Here is a 26281-nt window from a genome sequence, read left to right on the forward strand (position 1 = left end):
TTTCCAGAAATTTGCCTAAAAACAAAGCCCCAGTATTGAGCTGAGGCTTTGAGCGAAAAGGAGGTAAAAAAAAGATGCTTACAAGCTATCCAGGTTGGCGAGGTAATCCAGCACGTAGTCGTTTTGAGGGTTCAGGGCCAGCGTTCTTTTCCCGAAATGCTCACAGAGCGTTTTGTCTTTCATCTCAAAGGCACACTCTGTGAGATAAGAAAGTGCTTGTTCGTAGACCGGGTGGTCTTTCATGTTATTGGCTATGAGCAGGAATTTTCCAATCTCCAGCATGGCGGCTTTCCAATTGGCGTTGTCCATGTGCAAGGTGCCTAATTTCCAGTAGGCTTCCATAAACCAGGTGTCCAGCGCCAATTCTGTGGGAGCCGTACTTTGGGCATCTAACTGCGATATCAATTTTTTGTAAACCTTATAGCTGTCTGGTTTCCGGTCATCTACCTGGTACAGGGCACGGGCGTAGGCTTCCATCAGGAACGGGTTTTCTGGTTCCTGGGTCACTGCCTTTTGGAGGACCGCTGCCGCTTGGGCAAAGGAACCTTTGCTGTAGAGCAGGATGGACTGCTCTAATTGCTTTTCAAATTTAGCGGAACGTTTGGTGGGATGAGGCGCAATCCTGGCAACGGGGTCTCCTGCATCTACGGTCTGTCCGTTCTGCAACGGCATGCCCTGCTGGGTATGCAGGAAGACAAGGGTGTTGATTTTAGACGCAACGGGAGTGTCTGGAGTTAACAACTTTATTTGGCAGAGGCCGGAAAAGGATATCGCCAGGAAGGCTACTAAAAGTAAAGGTAGTTTCATGGAATAGAATTTTGGAGGAAGATATAGGCTTGTTTTCCTGAAAATAGCCTAAAAACAGCACATCCACAAGGGGGGCTTGTGGATGTGCTGGGGTGATTCTATAGGCAAGTTATTGGATTGTGCTGAACAATCTTCGCCACCTTATTTTATCCAGGCCGGTGGCCGATGAATCAGAAGACATCCACACCAGTACGGCTTTGCCTACCACGTATTCTTCGGGGACGAAGCCCCAGAAGCGGGAGTCCAGCGAGTTGTGGCGGTTGTCCCCCATCATAAAGTAGTAGTTCTGTTTGAACGTGTAGCTGGTCACTTCTTTATCCTTCTGATACAACTTTCCCTGTCTTACTTCCAGGTGGGGGTTGTGCTCATATTGAAGAATCACCTTCTCATACAGCGGCAGGTTTTGGGGCGTGACAGAAATAGTCTCACCCGCTTTGGGAATGTACAGCGGACCCAGGTTGTCCTGGTTCCAGGGGTACAGCGCCGGGGCGTGCGGAAAAACCGCCGGGTCAGCCTCGCCGGGTTTTTCCTCTAAGGCAGTCACGGCTTTGATGAAGTCAAAGGAGCGGAGCAAGGCGGCCGTTTGGGGTTGGGTGTGCAGATAATAGCCGCCTTGTACCTCTACCACATCTGTGATGTCATGCTTCCGGAAAAACTTGTCCTGCACCGGCCCATCGGTTTGGATGAAGTAACTGGTCTGGCGCTTGCTTGGGGTTTCCGTGAGTTTCCCGTTCAGGTAAATCTGGCCTTGTTTTATTTGGAGGGTATCGCCAGCCACGGCAATGCAGCGCTTAATCAGGTACGTTTTCAGGTCAACGGGGCGCTCGGCTTCGCCGGGATGGTTGAACACCACAGGGTCGTTGTGTTTAATGGTAGTGAAGCCGGGCAGCCGGTAAGACGGAAGTTGCAGAATGTCTGAATAGGAGGGCAGGTTGGTTCCCCAAATAGTTTGGTGAGTTAACGGAACCTGCACCGGAGTAATGGGCGTGCGTGAACCGTAATGCAGCTTGCTCACAAAAAGATAATCGCCGGTGAGCAGCGACTTCTCCATGGAGGAACTAGGAATGGCAAAGGCTTCAAACGTGAGCCATCTAATAATGGTGGCGCACACCACGGCAAACATCACCGCGTCTCCCCATTCCCGGAGGGCACTTTTCTTTGGTTTGGGAGCGTTTTCTTTCCTGTTTCTTTTCCAGAAGTGTAAGGCCATGGGCGTAAGGAGTTTGTGCAACCATCAGAATATATAATAAAACTATATTTACCCTGATTTATTGCTTTCCCCTCCTTACAAGGCCGAAGTGACCCACCAGGTATTCCCGTGCGGGTCTTTCACGCCGCCGCTACGGCCGTAGGGTTGGTCTGCTGGTTCCATCACCGAGGTGGCTCCTTCGGTTAAGGCTTGGTGATAGGTCTCGTCTGCATTGGCTACGTGAATGTAAAGCCCGGCCGGTTGGGTCGACCATTCATCCGTAGCCTCGGCCAGCATGAGGGTACTGCCGCCAATCACCATCTCCGCGTGCATGATTTGGCCATCTTCGCGGTCAGTTCTGTATTTCTCCTCGGCCTGGAATACCTTCCGTAGAAAGTCCATAAACTGCACAGCATTCGGCACAATGAGGTACGGCATCACCGTTTGGTAACCTTCAGGGACAGATACTTTTTCCATAGGTCTAGTTTTGATTCAAGATATGGAAAATATTGGTTTTCGGCGCAGCCGAAGTTGAAAACTGAGAAGCCGTTTCAGGCCTGCTTTCTGAAAAACAGACCTGAAACGGCTTCAAGAAAAGTAGCTATACTTATTTCTTGCGGGGAGGGTAAGACATGGGCTTTCTGGCCGGGGAAGGAGTAGCCGCCGGTTTCTTTTCCTCGGGCGTGCCCCGCAGGTGAATAACCAGACCGTTCAGGAAGTTGCGCAGTAATTGGTCGCCGCAGGGCTTGTAGTTGGGGTGGTCTTCTTTCCGGAAAATAGCTCCCAATTCGCTCTTGGTTACGTTGAAATCCACCAGCTTCAGGATATCGATGATGTCATCGTCCCGGAGCTGAAGCGCTACGCGCAGTTTCTTCATGATATCGTTGTTGGTCATGCCTTGCTTTTTTAATGGTCCGCGAAAGTACGTATACGCAACAGAAAAGCAAGCATGCATGGGTGAGGCAAAATTTACCTACACCACCCCCAGCTACTGCTATTTTCTATCTCGCTCGCCTCTGGCGAGTGTGGGCTACCTGCGGCCTCTGGCCGCGTTCTAAGTTTTGGTGGACTGCAATCCAATGCTTTCTGCAAGGTGAACAACGCGGCGGGACGCCGTAGGTAGCCCACACTCGCCAGAGGCGAGCGAGAGGAAAGAATGAAGGAATGTAGGGAAAGCCGCAATACCGCCTGCTCAAAAGACCTCGCAGTGTCTTTCAGACCTGCGAGCGTCTGTGCCCTTAGTTTTTCTTTTTCCCGCCTTCGCCGGTCAACTTCTCCAAGGCTTTGTCGCGTTTAAACTCCATTTTTCCGAAACGGAAGTTAAAGCTCACGCGCACGATGCGGTTGTAATTGTTATTGCGGTTATGGTTGTAAGAGTTGGTGTTAGTGACCGTGGTTCTGATGGAATTGTTGCTGAACAGGAAGTTCTCTACGTTCAGGCTAACGCCGCCTTTCCGTTTCCAGAATTCTTTGCGGAGGCCCAAGCTGTAGGAGTAGTTGTAGGTGCTTCGGCTCTGCAAAGAAAGCCGCGGCGAATTAAAGGAACCGGCAGTCTGCACACTCACGTCATTCGCGAACCGGTAAGAGGCGTTTCCGCTCAGGTTGTACATGAACCCCGCCCGGGTAATCATGGTACGACCTATGAAACTGGTGAGGTCGTTGTAGAACACGTTCACGTTTACCCCAATCTGCCCTTTCTGGTGGAAACGGGTAGTGGCGGAGAGGCTGGTGCCGTACGTGGCATTTTTACCCAGGTTAGCGAAAGTGGTGTTGAGGGTATCATTGTTTTCCCTGATGGGAAACTGGTATTGGTTGATGTCATTGTTGGTTTGACGCCAGTACAGAGAGGCGTTGAAACTGGTGGTTTTCAGGAGCCAACTGTACTGAACCTCGGTGTTGTGCGTGATTTCGGCGTCCAGATTGGGGTTTCCGTAGCGGATGTTCAATTGGTTGCTCTCGTTGCGGTACGGGTTCAGTTGGTTAATGCCCGGCCGCTGAATACGCGTGGAGTAGCTCAGGCGCAACCGTTGGTCGTTGTTGAAGCGCTTCATGAGCATGACATTGGGCATGAAGTTGTGGAACGGTTTCTCTAGGTTGGTTTCCACGTTATTGGTGACAAAGTCGCCGGAAACGGCGGTGTATTCATAGCGCGCGCCTACCCGCAGGGTGTAGGTTTTCTGCCAACGGTAGGTGTAAGACAAGTAGGACGAATAGACATCCTGGTCATAGTTGAACAGGTTGGAACGGGCCGGATCTTCCACCAAAGGGGCCGAGGCCGACCGGGAGTACCGGAAATCATAGTCGCTGCCCGAGTTGCGTAATACCGCCCGAACCCCGGCTTCCAGGTTACCCAATTTCTCAAATGGATGCGAATAATCTGCTTGAAACGTGAGTTCACGGTTGGTGCTGTGGTTGTTGCTTTGCTCCAGGCGGGTAATCACGTCGGTTTTGTTTTCTTCGGTCAGCGTATAATCACTGTCGCTTCCGTTGGTGTTGAAGCTGGAGATGATGTTCAGTTCCTGGCCTTTTTTCTGAAAACGCTTGATGTAGTGGAGATTGGTTTCAAACCCGTTGTTGCGGTTCAGGTTGTCAATGTCCCGGAAGCGGTAATTCGCTGTCTGTTCTTCGCCCGAGGGCGTGAACTGGGATGTAGAGAGGCTGCGGTCACTAAGGTTACGGGAACGGTTAATGCGTACGCTGGCGCTGAGGGTATTCTTCTCGTTGAAATCATAGTCGCCGCCTAGCTGCGTGAACAGCGAACGCCCGTTGTTCTCATAATTGCTGCTCTGCTGAATGAGTTTGGTGGGCGTCTGGATGAAGTTCTCTTCCCTGAAATACACCTGGTCAGATTCTGAATCGCCGATGCGGTCATTGAAGTTGCCGCCCACGCTGGCCCGCAGTCCGAACTTCTTTTTACGCAGGTTCAGGTTGGTGTTCAGGTTGTTGCTGCGGTTTCCGGCCGTGGCCGTTATCTGTCCCGTCATGCCTTCAATGGAGCTTTGCTTGGTAATGATGTTGATGACCCCGGCTGTTCCTTCGGCGTCATATTTAGCCGAGGGGCTTGTAATCACCTCCACTGATTTAATCATGTCAGCGGGGATTTGTTGCAGGGCTTCGGCCAGGTTGTCGGCGAGCATGGTAGACGGCTTGCCGTTGATCAGGATCTTGATTTTAGTGCTACCGCGCATCTCCACGTTTCCGTCTATGTCTACCGCCAGCGAAGGCACTTTCTTAAGCACATCGGCGGCGGTACCGCCAATGTTGGTGATGTCGTTTTCGGCGTTGTACACCATGCCGTCATCGGTTTGCTGAATCAGGTCTTTCTCGCCAGTTACTACTACCTCTTCCAAAGCCTTGCTATCAGAGTCCAGCATAATCTGGCCCAATTGCAACGGTGCCGCCCCCGCCGAAATAGTGATAGGATGCAGTTTGGTTTTGTACCCGATGAAGCTGATGGCCAGATCATACGCGCCCGGCGCAACAGAAGGGAACGTGAACTTGCCGTTAGCATCACAGGGCACCCCCGTAATGAGTTTCCCGCTTTTGTCTTGCAAGGCCACCGTGGCAAAATCTACCGGCGCTTTGGAGACCGCATCCACCACCATCCCGGAAACAGAAATGCCGCCGGTTTGCCAAAAGAAAGCGGAAGCGGTGAGGGCCGCCTCCGAGGGAGTACCTGTAAACGCCATAGCAGCGGAGAGAAGGAAAACTCCTGCTATACGGGGGAGGGAAAACTGTTTTATTCTAGCCATACAGACAAGACCGGCAATGAGATACGTAACGCAAACTGGGAGCTCCTTCGCCAGAGATGCCTATTCTTCCCTCTCTCTCTTCTCTGGCTGGCGGAATTTCTTTGACAAGTCTTGGGCGGGATGGTTTAACGACTAAAAGGATAAAGTTGCCTTGGGTGAAAGTGGTACTTGAGCGCCTAAAGCAAAGATTCCCCTTTTGAAGGAGGCGAAGGGAGATGTTTACACACGTGATTTACGAATACTGCCGCCATTGGCATAGACGCTCGCAGGTCTTCCATTCACTACGAGGTCTTTTGAGTTAACGCTGTTGCGGCTTTCACTCGCTCGCCTCTGGCGAGTGTGAGCTACCTGCGGCGTCCCGCCGCTTTATATGCATCATAACATCTCTAGAAGCGGCCAGAGGCCGCACGTAGCTCACACTCGCCAGAGGCGAGCGAGTGAAACTAGCTGATACTCCCCTCCTAATTCAGGAGGGGCTGGGGGTGGTTTAGTACGTCAGCATTTCCACTTTACCGTCCATGGTGGCGGCCACCAATCTGCGTTTGGGCAGCACGTTCACGGTGTTCACCATGGAGTTGTCAATCTTGTGGGCCCAGTTCACCTTTTGTGTCTGCGGATTAATGCTGTAGACCACGCCGCTTTTGGTCCCGAAGAAAACCGCGCCGTCTTTTTCAATGAGCATAGACGGTACGTGTTCATACCCGAAGCCAGCATTCAGCCGCCAGGCCAGTTTAGGAGCCGTTTTATTGGTTTCAAAGGCCACTACTTCGTCCTGCATGGTTTTGCCGTAGACCAGTTTCTTGTCTTCAGACATGCCAATGGATTCGCGCACGGTGGCTTCCTTGCTGCGCCACAAGGCTTGGCCGGTGTTGCAGTCCAGGGCGGTGATGAAGCGGTCTGGGGCCACAATGTACACCACCCCGTCATGCGCCACCGGAATGACCATGGCAGGGGAGAACATGCGGTTAGCCGAGCCATTGTTCCATTTCCAGGCCAGGGAGCCGTCTTGCTGGTTCAGGGCGTACAAGTGCCGGTCCCACGTCCCGAAGATGATTTTTCCTTCATAGGCCAGGGGCGTGCTAACCATAGCACCGTCTAGCCCGGCAAATTCCCACACCTGTTTGCCGGTGGCCGCTTCCAGGGCTCTGAACTTCCCATCGCTGCCACCAATGTACACCACGCCATTCACTATCAATGGCGAACCCAGCACCGAGGCCCCGGTTTTGGTTTTCCAGGCTAGTTTTCCGGTTTTGGCATTTAACGCGTAAATGTGCCCATCGCCGGAGCCGAAGATAATGTGGTCTTTGTATACTGCGGGCGAAGAAAACACGCCGCCACCCGTCTGGTACGACCAGGCTTTCTTCCCGTCTTTCTCTCGCAAAGCTTCCACCTCGCCCACGCTGTTCCCGAAAATCACCAGTCCTTTGCTGCTCACGGGCGTAGAGATCACGTTGGCATCTGAGTGGTAGCTCCAGGCTTTCTTGGTGGAAGCGTATTGGTCATTCACCGCAAAGGAAGGTCTTGGGTACGTTTTGCCACTTGCGTAAGAACGGGTGCCCAGCGCGATTCTGCGCCAAACGGGTTTCGTGCCGATTCCCGGATTTCGCTCTGAAAACAGTGCCGAGTCTTGCCGCATCTCCACCAGGTTGTAGCCGCCCACGGCCTCTTTGGCGCGCAGGTTAGAACGTCCCATGGTACCTAACAGCCCTTCAGAGTCTGCCACGCGGTTGTTGTGACCGTGCCCGCAGATAGAGAATTGCGTGTTGTACTGCTTCAGCCGGTCAATGGCATCATACCAGTTGTCCAGACCATTGTCCAGCGGATAATGGTTCACAAACACGATAGGCTGATTCTTGGGTGTTTTAGCCAAAACGCTGTCTAACCAAACTGTGGCATCGCGGGGAATATGCCCGTCTGACATGCGCACGTACGGACCCGAGGCGCAGCCGATAAACTTCAATCCCTTGTGCTCAAACACAAACTTGTCTGACCCAAACTCCCTGATAAAACTAACCCCTCCTGATTCTGACCAGCCCGTGTCATGGTTGCCCGGTACAATGTAGTAAGGCACCTTCAGCTTGCTGATGATTTCCTTGGCTTTTTTCAGCTCGGCATTGGTGCCCATCTCCGTGATGTCTCCGGTGAGCAGCACGAAGTCAATACCCTGCTGGCTGTTAATGTCGGCAATGGTGCGTTCCAGGTCTTCTTCGGCCCCGCCGTTGGCAGACCCAATGTGCGTGTCCGTGACAAAAGCGAACTTAAAGGACTGGGCTGTTGACGTTTGACCCACGCAGAGCCACAGGCAAAGCAGCAGGAGAAGAGGGGAGGTTCTTTTCATGATTCAGAAGGAGTGAGGGTAACGGCGGCCAATATCTGCAAAAGACCATAGATAACCGAAACTTCTTATTTATATTTTAATTTTATTTAATAAGTAAATTAAGAAGGCTTGTTTATGGGGCTGTTTAGGTAAACAAGGCCAAAACAAGAGATAAGTAAAAGGGTGAGTTTATCATCACTTTTAGTCATAATGAAACAGAGGTCAGCTAATTTCTGTACCTTCAACTTCAAACTAAACACTACTGATTGTGCCACAATTTTTGATCACTGCCCTGGATTATACCGATGCCCAAGCCCTGGAGCGCCGCATGGCCGCCCGGCCCCACCATTTAGAAATGGTGAAAAAATTAAAAGCCTCCGGAAATTTCATTCTGGGTGGTGCCATGCTCAGCCCCGAGGAGAAAATGATAGGTTCCACCATGGTGGTGGAGTTTGAAAACGAAGAAGCTATACAACAATGGTTTGCCCAGGAACCATACCTGCTTCAGAAAGTATGGGAGAAAGTAGAGATCACCCCTTTTAAGGTTGCTGTTGTCTAGAAAATGCAAGGTTGCCTTTATAAAGCGAAGGCGTTCTGCGCCTGTTTTCTCTAAAACAGGCGCAGAACGCCTTTTTTATGTATAATGAAAACTGTTGATCCCTCAGAATCAATCAGAAGCAGGAAGTTGAGCCCTTCACTACACCAATTTTCAGGCATTCCGTCCCCCTTTGAAGGGGGTAGGGGATGATTGCTCGTGCAGATGATGACGAGTTCCTAGAACCGTATCGCCTTACTTAATCTCCGCAAGTCACGGAAGTAACTTCCGCGCCATAGAAGACTTTTCATAGCTGCTTCCTTCGGATCTTCAACTGTCTTGCCATCCCCCTACCCCCTTAAAAGGGGGACGGAATGCGTATCTGCCTCCATGGAGAGGATGCGTTAAAAGTGGATTTGTAGCTGCTGGAACAGAGTAAACTTTCTTAAAACTCACCAAAATCAGGGACGCAAATCCTGCTCAAAGAAACCACACCTTTTCAGGGGGGAGGGAAACAGAAATAAAATCGTCTTTCTTGAAATGCGCTAGTCCTGTTCTTACCGTAACTGTTACTCCTAGTAGCATTACCTCCACTTCATAATGGCTGCCGAAGAACGTGACCCGTTTTACTTTTCCTGCCTGCGCATCACTGCCATTGATTCCTACCTGGAAGCTTTCCGGACGGATGAGGGCCGTTTTGTGGTCTTGATTTGCTTCCGACACGTTGGGAAATATGCTGGCTTGGGCCGGGGAAAGCAAGTTGTATTTCCCGAACAGCCCGGCCACATATTCATTGACGGGCTTCTGGTAAATCTCTTGTGGGGTGCCTTTCTGCAGAATGGCGCCAGCTTGCATGACCAGAATCTCATCTGCCCAGGAAAGGCTGTCCAGCGGGTCATGCGAGATCAGGAGGCACGTAATGTCCAGATTTTCGCTGATGTCCTGAATGATGGTTTTCAGGAGACTTTTGTGGCCAGTGTCCAGGTTAGAGAAGGGCTCGTCCAGTAAAAGCAATTTGGGTGACGTGAGAAGCAGCCGGGCCAAGGCAATCCGCTGACGCTCTCCACCCGAGAGTTGGTCGGTACGGCGGGGCAGGAGGTGGCTGATCTTGCACACGTCATACAAGGCATCGGCGTCTTCCTGGGAGAGGGAGTTGGCGTAGCGTAGCACCTGCTCTACCCGCAAGAACTCCGGTAATTCATACTGTTGCGAGAGGTACGCAATGCCCGGATGGCCCGCCACCAACTTCTCGGCGGGACCCTTTACCCGTTCGTTTTCAAAGCTGATAGTGCCCGCATCTGGCTGAATCAACCCCGCAATGATTTTGAGCAGCGTGCTCTTCCCCGAACCTGTTTCCCCGGCAATAGCTACCTTCTGGAACTCTTTTTGGCGAAAGCTGATATTCTGGAGAACAGCCTCTTTTTCGCCCTGCTTGTAAATGCCGGTTACTTGTAAAAACGTCATAGATTCTGGTAGGGAGGTCTGCCTTCCTGTATTTTAACGGGAGAATGGTTCTACATTCCCCCTTCGGCAACCCCCGCCACGAAAATAGGCAATTATTCAGGTTCGGCTGGTACAGGTAGGTTAGTATAGGCTTTTGTTTCCTTCTACTTCTTTCTACATATTATTTGCCAAAACTTCTGGGAGGCTCTGTTTCCGGTGTTCTTGGCGGGTTCATCTATCTCTTTTGCTTTCATCAAGCCATAGTCACCGAATTCCTTTTCTATAGATTCTGAATAAATGATGTGCATGGCTGATGGCTGAAGCTTGACGTTGTAGGCATTCTGTATTTGGGTCTGTACTGTCAAGCTTTCCTAAGAAGTAATGTCAGAATTCTAGGGATGGTAGTCCTGTCACCGTTGTCAAAGTACTCGTTGACCGCTTCAATCTTAAATCCATTATGGTCTGCCGCTTGGGTAAAGTCTGAGATGTTGTGGGTAAAACACGTTACCTCCTGTAGCCCGTTCTCAGTATTGAATCTTGCCTTGGTTCCTGCGTACTGTTTAAATGGATGCAGTTCCCCTATATACACGTAGCCGTCTGGTGCTATTGAATCGGAGGCTTTTCGGAAAATGTCATTCAGATCTTTTATGTGTTCCAAGACAAGGCTGAACGTTAGTAGGTCATACTTTTCCTGTACGAAGCTCCAAGGGTTGGTAATGTCGGCCTGTTGAAACCGCACCTTGTCTGATACTATTTTTTCCTTGGCTCTATTGAGCATTTCCTCCGAAAGGTCAACCGAGGTAACGCGCTCCGCTTTGGTCAGCAAAAATTGAGTGTTCTTGCCTGTTCCGCAGCCTATTTCCAGACAGCTTTTGAAATCTATCTTCGCCAAGGTCTCTCTCAACGACACAGCTTCAAGGTCCCTCGTATTGTTTTTATTTGTGTCATACTGTGCTGCCCAGATGTTATATGCTTGCTTTACATCCATAGTTTTGAAGTTGGACTAATTAGTGTCTGTTGTGTTTGCTTTCCACTAACGCCTCATGCACAATGTTGGCGGAAGTTCTTTATTATATTTTCACAGCACCCTTTGGTACTTTGCCATTCCAAAACTCCTCACGCTGTTTTCTGTCGCCCAAATCCATCCTAAAGTTCACCCACAGACCAAACAAGTTCTTTACAGCCATAGACCAATCACCAGTTACATCATCTGAAAACTGCCAAAGGATATGATAACCGTCTTCGTTGGAGAATCCTTCTTGGTCAGCTTGAAAAATTCCTCCTGTCTGTCTCCAAACCGTTGTCTTGATTGACTCAAGAATTGGAGAGTTCTCGGCGTCGAAAGCCGCATTTAGGATTTGAAAAGCGTAAATTACCTTTACCTTGTCGAAATACTTATCAAGCCATTTAACCGCTGAGGTCGGTTTATATTCTTTAATGTATTCTCTGAATTCCTCAAGTTCCTCTTTGCCAAGTTCACCCTCAACAACAGGATTCCTTTCAACTTGAATCAGCGGCACACCTTCTTTATTATTTACATAAAGCAAGGTCCAGGTTGTAGCGTTTTCCCCTTCTGGCAAGAGCAATTTGGCTTCCAATCCTTCTTCTGAGAGACTTTCCAAAATTTTATCTAAATGTATATCAGGGTCATTCTTCCCAAATATTCTGATATAATATCCCATTTTATATTTTTAGAATTATCGCCAACGGCATCGTGCATGAGGCGTGCAAGGCCATCGGCCGTAGCAGGGCTTATGCACGATGTTAGGCTTAGATTTTTCATTTTACTTGCGCTGACACAACGCTTATCACATAATCAACTATTTGAGAAATTGGGGCAAACCATTCTTTGTTTGATATAATATATCCTCTGTTATCAAATTCATCATCTATTATTTTTAAATCGCTTTTTAAGTCAGGTGAAGTGACTGAAAGGTGAGTGTATGAGTAATGGATTGGCCTTGGGGGCACAAATTTTAGAGTTTTTGATGCTTTAGCTGTTTCTAATAGATATTCATTTTTCTTTTTGAAAGCATTGGTGCTCTTTTCAAGAAGTGAAAAGACAGAAGTAGTATCAATTTTAATTGGTGAGTATTTGCCAAAGCCGTTAATTCTATGAAGGCGGTAATCGCATTTATCCTTTGAAATGACATAATACGTTTTGTTATCAGAAATTGCTTTGTCATTTCTCACAACTTCACATCCAATACATCCCTGCTCCACCACAATCAAAGTAGTGACCTTTTCTTTTTTCAAGCCATTTATGTAAACCGCTAAATCTTTATCGACTGCTGTTTGCCCATTTGAGGCAATTGCATACAACAGAAGTAAGACGAGAAGTACTGGCTTAGTATTATTCACAATTATAATTTAAGCCTAATTATCATATAAACATACCACCTACGCTTATCAATACTATATGCGTAGGTGTCCCACCTTCCTCAAGAAGCCTCCGAAGAAACAGGAGTCAGTTGTAGTTCGTTTGCGTGGGGTTGCAAGGTTTGGATGATGAAGTCAATGTGGGCGGCTAAGTCTACTTCCAGTAATTCGGCCCCTAAACGGACTTCGTGGCGGTCTACGGAGGCGGCAAAGCTGGCTTGTTTCAGTTTCTTCAGGACAGATTTGGCTTCCAGACCAGACAAGCGTTGCGGGCGCACCTGGGCGCAGGCTACCACAAAGCCGGTAATTTCATCGCAACCCAACAAGGCTTTGTCTAAGAGGCTTTCATGGGGGACGCCCCAATGGCTGTAGTGTCCTGAGATGGCATGGGCCATTGCGGCTTCACCACGTTCGCGCAGCAGTTCCACAACTACGTGCGGGTGACGGTCGGGGTACGCTTCGTAGTCGGCATCATGCAAGAGGCCGGTGTTGCCCCAGAGTTCGGGGTCTTGATTCAGTTTCTGGGCGTAGGCGCGCATGACCAACTCAACGGTGCGGGCATGGCGTAAAAGGCTTTCACTTTTGGTGTATTGGTGTAAAATCTGGGAGGCTTCTTCTCTGGTCATGGGAGTGGGGTTTGAAACCATAAGATAGCCGAGGCACCGCAGACACACAAAAAAGATTTGCTCTGCGGCTTCTGTTTTAAACTCCTTTTCCAGAAAATACCTCTGAAAAAGAAGCCGCTTAAGAGTAAGTGCGCAAATTATTTAGGAAAGTGAGCAATATGAACAAACTATGATATAGAAACCCTTCTAAAAGAATCTCCCAAATTCACTCCCTCATTCAATCACTCATTCTCTCAATCTCTCAATCATTCATTAATGGTGGTGGTGATGATCGTCGTCCTCGGGGTTGTGGCGCAGGTTCTGGATAGAGCCGAAGATAAAAAGTACCCCCCAGCAGAGATACAGGTAATTAAACGAATCCACCTCTTTGCCCCACAAGTGTAACAACAGGTGTGCCAGCGCCGACATGATAATCCCGGTGAGGGCAACAAACTGGAAGGAGTTCATTGCTTTGGGATTATAGATTTTAAACCATTCCATAAGCTACTTTTTGACCGTCTCTCCGGTTGTAAGAAGGAAAGCGGGGTTAAAGATATTGTTTATATACGAGAGAAAGCTCTTTTGGCGGCAACTCATGGGACTTCACTTCAAAAAGGGTAGAGGACAAGTGCAGTAAATGGTTTCTGGAGAAGCTATTTATTTATATAGCCTAAAAAGAAAGTATTCCCTCGCTCGCCTCTGGCGAGTGTGAGCTACCTGCGGCCTCTGGCCGCTTCTCGGCTCCTTTTGAATAAACGCACAAAAAGCGGCGGGACGCCGCAGGTAGCTCACACTCGCCAGAGGCGAGCGAGTGTACTAATTGGTTTCACAGTACTTGTATTGAACAATTAATCAAAGTAATTGAACCAGTTAGCAATTCACTCTTCCGCCATGTAACTTTTTGCTAAAAGATACTTCCCTTTGTAGACGTACTTTCTTAAAACCAGCCCAAAATGGAAGTTAAATTGGGTGCTTGCATTTGCTTCCTACACTGCATGAGTTGCGTTAGGAACATGGTTATTCCGTAGAAACAGCCCATAAACAGGAAGAGGAGCCATGGCTATGGCTCCTCTTCCTGTTTTAAACGCATGGTCTGAACTAGTCTTTTTTCTTGCTGCCCGGCGAAACCTGCTGTACCAAAGACATAAAGTTCGCTTCGGGTTTGGTCTTGAATTCGGCGTAAGCTTCTACCTGCCTGTTGTTTAAGATTCTGAAAAGCTTGTTCTCAAAGTCTTCCTCAATGTCACGCAAGGAAGCCTCGCGGGCAGGCGCGTCATCTGCGAACTTTCTGGTGATCTCTGCGGCTCTTTGCAGCCGTTCCTGGTTCAGGTTCTTGATCTGGATATAATCTACCTCATTCAACATCATGGCCTGCACCATCATGCGGCTAATGGCAATCGTGGTTTTTTCCACCGCATCATTATTGCTGGGAGCCTGGGCCATTGCCGTGAACGCAAAGGCGAAAAATAAGCAAAAGGAAAGAGTAAAAGTTTTCATGGATTCAGGATTTAGAAGTACTGCTGATGTGATTTTTTAACCAAGCCGATTCCTAAGATGATGGTAAAGGATCTATGTGGTTTGTACGGAAAATCAGCCGTGAAGTTTTCTATCCAAAACCTGCAGAATAAAATTATTTACAAGAAGAGACTGATTAAAGTTAAAACGTTTCGCTACACAAAAGTGAATGGGCAGTTATTGGTAACCAGCAGGTTAGCTTAGTAGGTGCTTACTTAATGGGAGAGTGCTTGCTTATACTGTAAACAGCTTTGAGAAATGGGAAGAGCCAAGTCTAAAGCAGCGAAGAAAGACGTGGTTCTACGGAGGTAACCAGAATGATACAATTCCTTTGGATCTTGTTTTTCCACAGGGAACGCTATAAGAAAATACCTAGAGGTACCGCTGCCCCACACGCGAGCAGGACTATAAAAGAGAACTGCCCGTTTTCAGCCCTTTTCTGAAAAAGGAGCCGAAAACGGGCAGTCTGCCAGATGACGTTTTCCGGTTTACCAGAGCCACTCAGGGCAAAGCATCCGGCTTTTGTTGCGGAGCTTGATGCCCAGAATCAGTTCGTGGCTTCCGGCGCTGGCGCTGTTCAGGCCAGAGGTAGTCAAATCATAGGAGTAACCAAAGTCAATCACGTGGTTTACGTTCAAGCCCATGAGCGCCGCTACCGCATCGCCGTGGCGGTAAGAAACGCCGCCCCAAACTCTGTTAGCGTAAGTGGCCTTCAAGTTGAAATCAACCGACAAAGGACTTGGGCTGGCCAACTTCACCATTACTGAAGGGTCAATGGTCAAGTCATATCTGATTCTGAAGCGGTACCCGCCGGTCATGAAGAAGTGCGGCTGCAACTTCTGCTCTGGGGTTTGGCCTCCTTCGGTATTAGACACGGTGGTGGTCAGGAGTTGCGCGGCCGAGGCCCCGAAGTAAAACTGATCTGAGTAGATCCAGGTGCCCAGCCCCAGGTCAAAGTTCGTTCTCTTCATCGCGCCGGGGCGCAGCAACGGGTCATTGCTGTTGATGAGATTTAGAGCATTCCCGTCTAAGCGCGTCTGCACCATTCCGCCGGCCACCCCCACAGACATGTTGATTTTGCGCGTAATCGGGTGGTGGTAGGCATAGGTCAGGTTCAGGTTGGTCGTGCTCAGCGGACCAGTCGCGTCTACCTGAGCCACCGCCCCAAACCCGTGGTGGGGCCGGGACTTGTGGTACTTGGTAGAACGCGGGTTCTTAGACGGCTGCTTGGAGATGAATCCTTTGCCCGCGCCCGGGCCCATAGGCGAGTTACGGTCACTCATCCCGAAGGAGGTATGGCCACTGATGTAGTACGTCACTGGAGCCCCGTCTATGCCCACCCACTGGCGGCGGGTACCCATGCGCACATCGGTGTAGCTTTCAATCCCAGACACGGCAGGGTTCAATAGAAAATTATTGAACAGGTACTGGCTATACTGTGCTTTCTGCTGCGCCATGGCAGGAGAAACAAGCACGAAGAACAAGAAGATGGTGGCAAGCTTTTTCATACAGGCTTACTTAATAATAGTAACGTTTCCGGTGAGTGGAGTTTCTTTTTCATCCAGGCGGATGATGTAATAATAAGTAGCTGCTGGAAGCGGTTGCCCGTTCATGCGCCCTTCCCATGGGGTTTCATAACCATTAGATTCAAACACCTTGTTACCCCAGCGGTTAAAGATCTGCACGTTGCTCTTAGGGTATTTCTTCAGGTTAGGAAGTTCCCAGTTGTCATTGATGCCGTCGCCGTTAGGAGTGAAGCCGTTAGGTACCTGAATTGGATTCAAGACGGTAATGGTTACCTCGTCTGTAGAGCTACAGCCATCCTGGGTAGTGACTGTCACCGTGTAGGTAGTGGTCACTTGTGGTTTAGCCACCGGGTTGGCAATTCTGGAATTGCTCAGGCCTGTAGCAGGCGACCAGCTGTACGTCAAGCCACCGTCTGCCTGTAGAGCAGCATATTCCCCGAAAACAATGGTCTGGTCTGGACCGGCTTTGGCCGTAGATTTAGGAACATTCACCGTTACTGGAATCCGTACACTTGCGCAGTTCTGGGTCACAGACCGCACATAGAAGGTGGTGGTCTCTTTGAGAATAGGCGTGGTGAAAGACAGGCCAGAACCTAACAGTCTTCCGCCTTCCTGCTGGTCAAACCATTCTACCACGGTAGCAGGCGTTTGGATGACAGCGTTCAAAGTAGCGGTGGTTCCAATACAGATAGAGGTTTCCTGCACCATGGGAGGCTGAGCCGCCGTTACGGTGATCTGAATCACGTTGCTTTCGCTTTCGGCGCAGTTTCCAGAAACCACCTTCCGGCGGAACCAGGTAGTGCGCTGCAAGGCACCCGGTGAGTAGTTCTGCTCCGTGTTGGTGCCAAAAGCCGTCCCGAACCCGGAGGTTGGTCCGCTGGTGCTGCTTTCCCACACATAGTTGTATGTACCGCTTCCGCCCATAGGCGCAGCACCCACAATACGGGCCGGGGCCGTGCCCAAACATACTGACTGATCAGAGGTGATGGTGTTTCTGGTAATGGCTGAGTACACCGTGATCTTCACCACATTGGAATAGCTGGTAGTAGAGGCAGAGCTTACTTTTCTGCGGAACCAGGTGGTCTGGGTCAACGCCTGCGGCGAGTAATTCTTGCCTGTAGCATTACCGGTTACGTTCACGAAACCAGAAGTAGGGCCGGTAGTGCTCATTTCCCAGAGATAGCTGATGTTGCCGTCGCCGCCTATTGGATCTGTGCCAGACAAGGTCCACGGCGTGGTGCCGGTACAAATGCTCTGGTCCTCAAAGATGGCGTTCTGCGCAATTTCAGAGTTCACGGTCACTTTCACCACGTTAGAGGTCACCTGGCAACCGCCAGACTCCACTACCCGCTGGAACCAGGTCGTTTTGCTCAAGGCACCAGAAGCGTAGGTTTTCTCAGTAGCTCCTGTGATGTCCTTGAAGTTCACGCCGTCCTCGCTGCTCTGCCACTGGTAACGGTATTTCTTAGTACCGCCGGTAGGAGTGGTGCCGGTGAAGGCCGCTGGTTTGGTGTTGATGAAGATGACCTGGTTGTCCTGAATGAAGTTGTTGATGATGGACTCACTCACGGTCACTTTGATAGAGGCACTTACGTGGGGCACACAGGTGCTGGAAGATACAATCCGGCGGTACCAGGTAGACTGGTGCATATTGCCTGGCGAGTAGCTTTCGCCCTGGCCTCCGTCTGTGATGGTGTAGAAGGAAACTCCGTCAGTGCTGCTTTCCCACTGGAAGGTATAAGAACCGTTTCCGCCGGTAGGCTGGCTGCCGGTAAGGGTGGTAGTGCCGGTACCGGCGCATACTTCCTGGGTGCCGCTGAGTACGTTGTTGCCAATTGGGTCCTGCACCGTTACTACTACGGCTGCTCTTGGGCCGGCGCAACCGGCTACCGTGGCTTGCACATAGAAAGTGGTGGTCTGGGTAAGGTTGGCAGTAGTGTAAGAAGGACCTCTGAACAGAGCTGTTCCACCGGTAGCGGCGCTGAACCACTCATAGCTGATGTCAGAGCCAGGGTTGTTCACCCGTACTACTGCTTTTTCTGAATGGCAAACCGTGGCGGCAATGGTTTCAGGAGCCGCAGGTAGCGGTGAAACTACTGCTTTTACTTCTACTCTGCCAGGGGCAAGACAGCCGTTTTCAGTTACCGCCTGCGCATAGAAGGAAGTAGTGCTGGTCAAGACAGGCGTGGTAAAGGTAGTTCCTTCGGCCAGCAGGTTTCCGCCGGTAGCGGCATCAAACCACTGGATGATCTGGTTTGGAGCAGCAGGCGTAGCGGTTAAGGTAGCAGTTGTGTTCTCACAGGTAACGGCATCATGGGCAATCGGGAGGGCTGGCAAAGGCAACACCGTGATTTTGATGGCCGGGCTGATGATCTGGCATTTACCAGATTTGGTGATTCTGCGGAACCAGGTGGTGGTGTGCAGAATACCCGGAGCGTACGCCAGATTCCCGGAAGTGCCAGGGGCGGTTTCGAATCCAACAGTAGGTCCGGCAATGCTTTTCTCCCAGATGTAAATGTAGTCACCGTTTCCGCCGGTAGAGGCGGCAAGCCGGATGATGGGAGCAGAAGAGTTATCGCAGATTTCCATGTCTGAAGGAACTGGCACGGCCACCAGAGCGGGCGTCACCTCTACCTTCACAACGTTGGAGATTTCGGCGCACGGACCCATGGTCACCTGACGGCGGAACCAGGTAGGTTGTGTTAAAGCTCCCGGTGTGTAGTTCTTTTCATTGTTGGTGCCAGTAGCGGGAGTAAAGTCGGTTCCGTTCACGCTGCTAAACCACAAGTACACGGGAACATCATTTCCGCCGGTAGGTCTGGAACCTTCCAGGGTAGTGGGGGCACTGCCTTCGCAAACTTCCTCGGCACCGGTAATGGTGTTGTTCGCGATAACCGGTAGTACGGTCACTTTTACTTCGGTGCGGGCCTCTGAACAGTTTCCTTCGGCTTTGCTCTGCACAAAGTAAGTAGCGTTGGCAAAAAGGTTAGGCGTTACATACTCGTCTCCGGTGAAGAAAGGAGTTCCGCCGGTGGCGCTGGTGTACCATTCATAAGGTCCGCCGGGAGCCGTGGCCGTTAAGGTTGCCTTGCCTCCGTAGCAGATGGTGGCATTAGCAATGGTAGGAGGGAAGGAAAAGCTGTTGATGGTCACCAGTTCCGCTGGGGAAGTCTGGGTACAACCATCAATGGTTACTTTTCTCCTGAACCAAGTATTGACGGTAAGTCCTCCTGAGGTGTAGTTCTGGTTTGAGTTGATGCCTTCAGCAGAAGCAAAGCCTTCGGTGGCGCTGGTGGTGCTGGTTTCCCAGAGATACACCGGGGTACCGCCGTTTCCGCCTTCCGGCAGAGAACCTGAAATAGTAGTGGCCGTGCCGTAGCAAATGATAGGCAAAGCCGGAGCAACCGTGTTGTTCGTCACTACCGGCACCACATGGATAGCAATTGGGTCAGAAACACTGGTGCAGCTACCGGAAGTTACGGTTCGCTTAAACCAGGTAGTGCCGGAAGGAAGGATGCCCGGGCTATAGGTTTCCTCAGTGTGGGTTCCCGCTGCTGCTACGTACTCTGAACCGTCAGTACTGCTTTCCCAGTAATAGGTATAAGTGCCAGAACCGCCGGTCATAGGGGCTCCTTTAAGTGTAGCAGACGTTTCGCCCACGCACAGGGTCTGTGCGGCAGTGATGGTGTTTCCGTTTAGAATGGGTTGTACCGTTACTTTCACGGCTTTCCGGGTAGAGGAGAAGCAGTTCTCCGGCGATAAAGTGGCGGCGTAGTACGTAGTGGTCTCGGTTAAGGCAGGCGTGGCAAAACTGTTACCCGTGGCTAGAACCTCGGTGCTGGTGGCAGAAGCATACCAGTAAACGGTTCCGGCGGAGGCAGCGGCTTGCAAGGTAGTGCTGCTTCCGGCGCAGATGGTGGCTCCTGTAAGGGTAGGAGGGGCTGGTAGTGGTTTAACGGTTACCGTTACTGGAGTGCGGGATGGGTTAGAACAAATATCATTCAGCGCCGACTCAATATAGTAGGTAGTAGTAGACGTAAGCACGGGGGTGGTGAAGGTGGCGCCGGTAGCCAGGGGTGAGGTGGCCGTAGCAGAGGCGTACCATCTATAGACAGGGGCATTGCCTTCCGCTCTCAAGGTGGCGGTGGTGCCGGCGCAGATAGAAACCGGTGCTGCAGTGGCCGAAGCAGGTAATTCCTGTACCACTACGTTTTTAACAATGGAGTCACCCAAACAGGTGGTGCTGGAGCCTGACGGCGTAACCGCTAAGGTAATCTTGTAGGTACCGCTCTCATTGAATCTGATGGTAGGGGCAGTAGAGGATGCGTTGGTGTTGTTGATGAATTCCCAGCCAACATTTGGTAAGATGGTCCACAGACGGCGGTAACCGCTGCTGTTTCCTCCTATGTTGTTTCCGTTGAAACCTCCTTTGGTGTCGTCATTCAGTTTTACGACCTGACCCTCGCAAAACGGGCTTTCCGGAGTCATGCTGAAAGCCGGGATAGGTTTGGCTGAGATAATGATACCGCCAACTTCGGCTTGTTTGGGAATACAGCCATTCGCCACGGCGAACATAGAGAAACCTCTGGGTTTACCCTCAGAAGATTTGGTGAACGCGTGGGTAATGGTTTTAGGCAAAGTGGCCTGGGTGTAATGCAGGGTGTCTGTGCCATCATCAAACCAAATGGCATAGGTAGTGTTGGGGGCATTGTTATCTGTTCCCGAGATGCCAAACGTAAAGGCGGCTGGGGCGCAGTCTGAAGTGTTGGTGGGGCTTTGAATCCCGATACCCGGGGTACTACCGTTGAACACCGAGTACACCACACTGCTGGTACAGCCGCTTAAGCTGGTAACCGTCAGTTTCAGGTTGAAACTGCCCTGGGTTCTGTAGGTGTGTCTGGCCGAAGAAAAGCCAGCCAGGTAAGTGTCCGTAGTGCCGTCGCCCCACTCAATGGTGTAGGTCCGGTTGGTGGCACTGGTGGTAGAGGTATTGGCTACAACCAGGTTGTAATCCAAAGACCCACCTACTGAACTACACCTGGTGAAGTTCTCTTCGTTGGCATCTGCCAGGGAAGCCACAGGTTTGTCGGGGCAGGTCTGCGCGTAGGAGGCAAAGCTCAGCAGGAACAGAAAGCCCAGTGAATGGAAAAACTTTTTAAAAGGCATCATGGAGCCAGAAGGAAATAATTGGTTACACTAATTTTTAGAGAGCAAAGGGAGTACCGGACAGGGTCTGCCCGGTACTGAGAATGCTTCGCGGTGTTTTACAGCGACCAAGGGGATGTTTGGCCGATGCCTACCGGAGATTGAAATGCAGACAAACCAATTTCTTTTTTCCAGCCCTGTTTGTCAGCAGCAGCAGCAGCAGCAGCAGTAGTATGCCCAAAATGTACAGGAAAGTATAATTGTATCATAGGGGTTTGTAGTAAATTGTATTAACAAGTTGTGTGCTTTAAAAACCGAATGATGTGATCTAAAGCATTTTTTTGGTAAAAGTACTGTTATGTTCTGTCTTATAGGCCCGCTAACATGTTATTTGCAACCTTTAGTTCAAAACTTACGTCAAAGATAAGTTATTTATTATTTATAATAAAATGTAATAATTCTAATAATAGTGTAGGATAGTATTAAGGATATTTTTTAATTTATTATATTTGATACACGCAGAGCACGCAGGGCTTTAATTTTGGGCTTTAAAGGGATAAAACTGAAAAGCACTATTTTTCAATCAAAAGAAGGACTGCAAAGTCCTACTTACCGTAAGAAGTGACTTGTTCAACCTACAAAGCGTTAGGTTCAACTTGAAAAGTGGTGTTCTCACCGAAAAATACTAGTAGGACAGAATTAACCTATTACCTTTGACACAGTTAAAACAACAAAGACAGTTTGTTGTAAACAAAACAGAAGACATAAAGGAGCGGCAGTGCACTTCTGCTTGCAGAAGCGTCAAAAGTTCTGGTGCTTATTGGGGGATATGCTACGGATGCTAATGACATTTGTGCTGTCTGCTCCTACTTTTCCAGCCTCTTCTTCCGTAAGGAAGGAGAGGCATTTTTGTTTTTGGCCCGTTTTGCAGAAAGGCTGCCTAAATGCCTTTCACCGGTAATCCTGCTTTTTGTACCTTTGGTTAATTAAGAAGCAGGAGAGATTACATGAAGCAGCACATCACTGAGAATGAGAAAGAAGTCATCAAGCTCATCACCTTCTTCAGGAAGCGGGGCGAGCGGTTGGCTGCAGAGGGCACTCTGACCCAGGAGCACGAAGAGTTGAATGCCGCCTGTGAACGTCTCACCCAGAAAATCTATACCCACGCCGATTTCAGGCAGCGGGTGCTGGACAAGCACGAAACCCTGAAGACCATTATTGAAGACCATGCCCAGTGCCCTACCTGCAAAAAATCTGACCACATCAAGAAGAAAGCGGTAGTCACCAATGAACTGGGTTGGAAGATGAACCGCTACAAGTGCCGCCGTTGCAACATTGAATTCACCTGGAACCGCCCCAACAATCCCTGGGACATGATTCCATTTCTGGAGGTTTGCCTGCAGGAACTGGACACCAACATTGCCACCCCAGACATGGAGGAGCTGCTGCGGCAACGGGCCCAGGAGGCGCGCGACCACATGGCCGTTAGTTTAGAGCAGTTGCGGTCTGCCATTCAACTGGCAGATTCTGAGAAGAAGCAGATGGAAGAACAGGACCAGGAAATGGCCCGCATGCTGCACGAGTTCAAGAAATACCTCATGATTGAGAAAATAAAGATGGAACCCTTTAGCGAAAACTAGGAGCCGAAGACTCTATCTCCAGGAATCCCGTTTAGGAACTGTTTAACAGAAAACAGCCCCTAAACGGGATTTCTTCATGATAGGGTAACAAACATTTTCCCTGCGGTGCGTAAAAACAGGAAAGCGGCTACAGTGGCTGCTTTCATTAATAGTTCACGCCATGCCCTTAGAGAACGACAACATCACTAATTCTGACGAGAGCAAACGCTTGCCAGATGATAATCCGCATCCTGTGAAAGGTGCCCACACAGAGGACGATGAGACCGGCAAGCCAGACCTGGGCGGCAGCCGCCTGCAAGCCATAGAAGCCGATTTCCTGGATCAGGAGCCGGAAGGCCGCTTCTCAGGAGGCAACGTGGCCGCCGAGGATGAGGAAGACACCTCTAGCTTGGACGGTAGCAACGCCAACAACCTGCGCACCAAATAGCAAAATGACCAAAGGCCTTCCGGTTTTGGGGCTGCTTTTCAAAAAGAGCCCCAAAACCGGAAGGCCTTTCTTGCCGTTAAGAGAAACTGTTTGTTACACCAAAAGTCTAACACCATGAACAGAAATCATAGATCAGATGACCACGATCATCGCCGTTCAGATAATGGACGCCGTGATGAAGACCAATACCGCGGCGCCTACCGTCAGGACAATGACCGGGGCCGGGAATACGATAACTTAAACCGCCAGAACTTCAACGACCGCGATATAAGCCGTGACTACCGGAGCGGCCAGTACCAGGGTTCCAACGAAGACCGCCGCCGGGAAAGAAACCATGAATTGCCGCGCGACTACGGCCGGGATCCTAACCGCCGCGGCGAACGCTTTGACAACATGGGTGCCCACGAGGACAACAACGGCCTGGAGCATTCTACCCGCAACTATGGCAACATGGGCAGCTACGGCGGCGCGCAGGGCTGGGGTTCTTCTAGCAACGGGTCGCACCGCCAGGGTTCCGGCGACGGTTCCAAGTGGAGCAGCGGCCACGGCCGAGACGAGCACAAACCGGCCAATCGCCAGTTCTACGGCGCGTACCGTGACCACAACAGTTTCGCCCCCGGCGAACGTGAGCAATATGACGGCACCAGCCGCTACGGAACCCAGGGCGCAGACAACACCAGAGGCTGGCAGCCCTCAGACAGAGCCGGTTCCAGAGGTGGCGTGCGCGACATAGGCACCAATGACATTTCGCGCCGGGGCGATGACAGCCGTTATGAAATCTATGACGATGCCCAATCGCACTACAACCGGGGTGAATACGAGCGTGGCCATCAGTTGGGCAACCTAAGCAGCGGTTATGACAGCAGAACCCGCGCCGAAGGCGGAGCCAGCTTTGATTATAACCATGGCCGCAGAGAGTTTCACAACCAGCAGGGCGAAGGCGCCAGAAGCGAGAACTACGGCAACATGGCCGGTTCCCTCAGCTGGGGCAATGACCGCGACTACCGCTCAGAAGAAGGCCAGGACCGCAGATTTGACCCCATGAGCGGCCACGTCAGAGGCCAAGGCTCACAACCACCATCCCGCGAAGATTTTAGCTGGTAATCAGCTATATTAGGATAAAAAAACGGCTGCCCACAAGGCAGCCGTTTTTTTATCCTGTCTGTTTTGATGCCGTTTTCTGTAAAACTCTCTCGTATTTACCTCCACCCAAAAGCTTTCTGGCGCAAGTATCCGCTTGTGCCCCCGTTTTGGAGAGTCAGCTATGCGTGCGGACACAAGCGGACGCTTGCGCCAGAATCTGCCTCAAAACAGAAAATTTCTGCGCATATTCATTGGTACTCCCTTATGGCTGCCCTTCTCCATTCCCCAGCTTCTCCCACAGAAAGTACGGACAGGTCGCGACCTGTCTTCCTACGATAGCAGAAAGCATTCATCAGAAACCATGATAATCTAACAGAAAGCAGTGCGTTCTATGGGTGTAGCATCTACCTTTGCAGTTGAAAATGTACTCCTATATGAAATCTTCCGCTCGCCTGCTTGTTCTGATGACGATGGGGTGCCTGGCTTGTTCGCCTTCGCCGGAGAAGAAGGTGGAAACGTTGCAGCAAGAGGTGCTAGCGCTCCATGATTCGGCCATGGCCAACATGGGCACGCTGTACACGCACCGCAAAGAACTCACCTACCTGAGAGATTCTGTGGTGGTGCAGGATACCTCGGCCCAAACGAGTCTGACCAAGGGCATTGCTGCGTTGGTGCAAGCTGATGAGCAGATGATGCAGTGGATGCGGGCCTACCGGAACCCCGAAGGGAAACCAGCGGCAGAGGCCTTGACGTATCTGCAGCGTGAGAAAGCTAAAATAGAGGAAGTGCGCCAGGTAATTGCCCAGAGTCTGAAGTCGGCAGATTCCCTGAATTCCCTTTACAGAAACACGTCCAAATGAAAAATACCTTTTTAGCCCTTTGCCTGGGCGCAGGGTTGGCCGCAGCCTGCACCTCGTCTCCAGAGAAAAAACAATTGCCTATCCTTGGCCCCAGAGAACCGAAGGTGACGGTAGTAGACGGGAAACCGACGGTAGACACCGTGTATCATTCCATCCCAGATTTCGCGTTTCTGGATCAGGACAGCCAGATGGTGACTCAACAGACCGTGGCCAATAAAATCTACGTCGCCGATTTCTTTTTCACGTCTTGCCCTTCTATCTGCCCTAAAATGAAGAGCCAGATGCTGCGGGTGTACGAGAAATACAAAGACAACCCCCGGGTGGCCTTGCTGTCGCACTCCATTGACCCCACGCATGACACCGTAGCCGTGCTGCGCGATTACGCCGAAAGGTTGGGCGTGAAAAGTACTACCTGGCATTTCCTGACCGGGAACCGTGACACCATCCTGGACATGGCTCAGAAGCATTACTTTACCAGTGCCTTGGTAGACAACGCCATGCCGGGCGGGTTTGAGCACAGCGGCGCCTTTCTATTGGTAGACGAGCAGCGACGCTTGCGCGGCCACTATGACGGCACAGACGCCAAAGACATTGACAAGCTTCTGCAGGACATGGATGTGTTACTAGCTGAGCAGAAAAAGTAGGATGATGATGTTCCCTAACAAGAAGCTCCTGTTTGTCCTCTGGATGAGTATTGCGTTTACCGGCTGTTTTACTGAACGGGGCGATGAAGGGAAACTGCTTTACGGGCGGCACTGCACCAGTTGCCACCTGGAAAACGGCGAGGGGCTGCGCGGAGTTATTCCGCCGTTGGCGAATTCAGATTACACAGAGAAGAACCGCGATATTCTGGCGTGCCTCATAAGGCAGGGAATCAAAGGGCCTATTACGGTGAATGGGCGGCAGTACAACCAGGCCATGCCCGGCAACTCCAGGTTAACGGAAGCAGATCTCACCAATATCATCAACTACATGCACAAGGAGTTCAAGTCTCCTGCCAAGCGGGTCTCTATTGGGGAAATCAGGGAGCAGGTGAAAAATTGCCCTTGAGGTAACTA

23 protein-coding genes are annotated in these 26281 nt (G+C 50.6%); 7 read left to right on the plus strand and 16 right to left on the minus strand.

Annotation, left to right across the window (positions count from 1 at the left end; translation table 11 throughout):
• Nucleotides 1-78 precede the first annotated feature (78 nt).
• The 6 genes from ACY0JR_RS17300 to ACY0JR_RS17325 all read right to left on the minus strand — a co-directional run bounded on the left by ACY0JR_RS17300 (nt 79) and on the right by ACY0JR_RS17325 (nt 8086).
• Nucleotides 79-807 carry a tetratricopeptide repeat protein gene (locus ACY0JR_RS17300; protein ID WP_462635400.1) on the minus strand — a complete coding sequence of 243 codons (729 nt, stop codon included), beginning with the start codon at nt 805-807 and terminating at the stop codon, nt 79-81.
• A gap of 109 nt (nt 808-916) precedes the next feature.
• Nucleotides 917-2017, minus strand: coding sequence for a signal peptidase I (lepB, locus tag ACY0JR_RS17305; RefSeq protein ID WP_462635401.1), 1101 nt, complete (start codon nt 2015-2017; stop codon nt 917-919).
• A gap of 75 nt (nt 2018-2092) precedes the next feature.
• Nucleotides 2093-2473, minus strand: a complete 381-nt coding sequence (locus tag ACY0JR_RS17310) for a VOC family protein (protein WP_462635402.1) — start codon at nt 2471-2473, stop codon at nt 2093-2095.
• Between the two features lie 130 nt (nt 2474-2603).
• The gene (locus ACY0JR_RS17315; RefSeq protein WP_462635403.1) at nt 2604-2891 is read right to left on the minus strand and encodes a DUF1456 family protein; all 288 of its coding nucleotides are present in this window, start codon (nt 2889-2891) and stop codon (nt 2604-2606) included.
• 343 nt (nt 2892-3234) lie between these two features.
• Nucleotides 3235-5685, minus strand: a complete 2451-nt coding sequence (locus tag ACY0JR_RS17320) for a TonB-dependent receptor (protein WP_462635404.1) — start codon at nt 5683-5685, stop codon at nt 3235-3237.
• Nucleotides 5686-6235: 550 nt separating this feature from the next.
• A complete protein-coding gene (locus ACY0JR_RS17325; protein WP_462635405.1) occupies nt 6236-8086 on the minus strand; it encodes an outer membrane protein assembly factor BamB family protein in 1851 nt (616 codons plus the stop codon).
• A 247-nt stretch (nt 8087-8333) separates the two neighbouring features.
• On the opposite strand from ACY0JR_RS17325, the gene ACY0JR_RS17330 reads away from it, so the two are divergent.
• On the plus strand, nt 8334-8624 hold the full coding sequence (locus ACY0JR_RS17330; protein WP_462635406.1) for a YciI family protein: 291 nt from the start codon (nt 8334-8336) through the stop codon (nt 8622-8624).
• 456 nt (nt 8625-9080) lie between these two features.
• Here ACY0JR_RS17330 and ACY0JR_RS17335 read toward each other — a convergent pair whose 3' ends face one another.
• The 10 genes from ACY0JR_RS17335 to ACY0JR_RS17380 form a co-directional block, all read right to left on the minus strand.
• Nucleotides 9081-10064 (minus strand): ABC transporter ATP-binding protein, encoded by a 984-nt coding sequence (locus ACY0JR_RS17335; RefSeq protein ID WP_462635407.1) that lies wholly within the window; start codon nt 10062-10064, stop codon nt 9081-9083.
• A gap of 340 nt (nt 10065-10404) precedes the next feature.
• A complete protein-coding gene (locus tag ACY0JR_RS17340) occupies nt 10405-11031 on the minus strand; it encodes a class I SAM-dependent DNA methyltransferase (RefSeq protein WP_462635408.1) in 627 nt (208 codons plus the stop codon).
• An 82-nt stretch (nt 11032-11113) separates the two neighbouring features.
• A complete protein-coding gene (locus ACY0JR_RS17345; RefSeq protein WP_462635409.1) occupies nt 11114-11725 on the minus strand; it encodes a hypothetical protein in 612 nt (203 codons plus the stop codon).
• 97 nt (nt 11726-11822) lie between these two features.
• Nucleotides 11823-12404, minus strand: coding sequence for a hypothetical protein (locus ACY0JR_RS17350; protein ID WP_462635410.1), 582 nt, complete (start codon nt 12402-12404; stop codon nt 11823-11825).
• 80 nt (nt 12405-12484) lie between these two features.
• Nucleotides 12485-13048, minus strand: a complete 564-nt coding sequence (locus ACY0JR_RS17355) for an HD domain-containing protein (RefSeq protein WP_462635411.1) — start codon at nt 13046-13048, stop codon at nt 12485-12487.
• A 252-nt stretch (nt 13049-13300) separates the two neighbouring features.
• On the minus strand, nt 13301-13528 hold the full coding sequence (locus ACY0JR_RS17360) for a hypothetical protein (protein ID WP_462635412.1): 228 nt from the start codon (nt 13526-13528) through the stop codon (nt 13301-13303).
• A 597-nt stretch (nt 13529-14125) separates the two neighbouring features.
• Nucleotides 14126-14524, minus strand: coding sequence for a hypothetical protein (locus tag ACY0JR_RS17365; protein ID WP_462635413.1), 399 nt, complete (start codon nt 14522-14524; stop codon nt 14126-14128).
• A gap of 506 nt (nt 14525-15030) precedes the next feature.
• A complete protein-coding gene (locus tag ACY0JR_RS17370) occupies nt 15031-16050 on the minus strand; it encodes a PorP/SprF family type IX secretion system membrane protein (RefSeq protein ID WP_462635414.1) in 1020 nt (339 codons plus the stop codon).
• A 6-nt stretch (nt 16051-16056) separates the two neighbouring features.
• Nucleotides 16057-21237, minus strand: coding sequence for an Ig-like domain-containing protein (locus ACY0JR_RS17375; RefSeq protein WP_462635415.1), 5181 nt, complete (start codon nt 21235-21237; stop codon nt 16057-16059).
• A gap of 95 nt (nt 21238-21332) precedes the next feature.
• A complete protein-coding gene (locus tag ACY0JR_RS17380) occupies nt 21333-21482 on the minus strand; it encodes a hypothetical protein (RefSeq protein WP_462635416.1) in 150 nt (49 codons plus the stop codon).
• Nucleotides 21483-22220: 738 nt separating this feature from the next.
• Here ACY0JR_RS17380 and ACY0JR_RS17385 point away from each other — a divergent pair.
• From ACY0JR_RS17385 to ACY0JR_RS17410, 6 genes are all read left to right on the plus strand, one after another.
• Entirely contained in the window at nt 22221-22853 is a 633-nt protein-coding gene (locus ACY0JR_RS17385; protein ID WP_462635417.1) for a hypothetical protein, read from the plus strand.
• Between the two features lie 160 nt (nt 22854-23013).
• Complete coding sequence (locus ACY0JR_RS17390) at nt 23014-23280, plus strand: hypothetical protein (RefSeq protein ID WP_462635418.1); 267 nt, start codon at nt 23014-23016, stop codon at nt 23278-23280.
• 114 nt (nt 23281-23394) lie between these two features.
• On the plus strand, nt 23395-24384 hold the full coding sequence (locus tag ACY0JR_RS17395) for a hypothetical protein (protein WP_462635419.1): 990 nt from the start codon (nt 23395-23397) through the stop codon (nt 24382-24384).
• Nucleotides 24385-24797: 413 nt separating this feature from the next.
• Nucleotides 24798-25223: a hypothetical protein gene (locus ACY0JR_RS17400; RefSeq protein WP_462635420.1), complete on the plus strand. Its 426-nt coding sequence runs from the start codon at nt 24798-24800 to the stop codon at nt 25221-25223.
• Nucleotides 25220-25867: an SCO family protein gene (locus tag ACY0JR_RS17405; RefSeq protein ID WP_462635421.1), complete on the plus strand. Its 648-nt coding sequence runs from the start codon at nt 25220-25222 to the stop codon at nt 25865-25867. Before ACY0JR_RS17400 ends, ACY0JR_RS17405 begins: the two co-directional genes overlap by 4 nt.
• A gap of 4 nt (nt 25868-25871) precedes the next feature.
• A complete protein-coding gene (locus ACY0JR_RS17410) occupies nt 25872-26273 on the plus strand; it encodes a c-type cytochrome (RefSeq protein ID WP_462635422.1) in 402 nt (133 codons plus the stop codon).
• The last annotated feature ends 8 nt before the right edge of the window (nt 26274-26281 follow it).

The sequence above is a fragment of the Rufibacter sp. JT3400010 genome, from assembly GCF_054956755.1.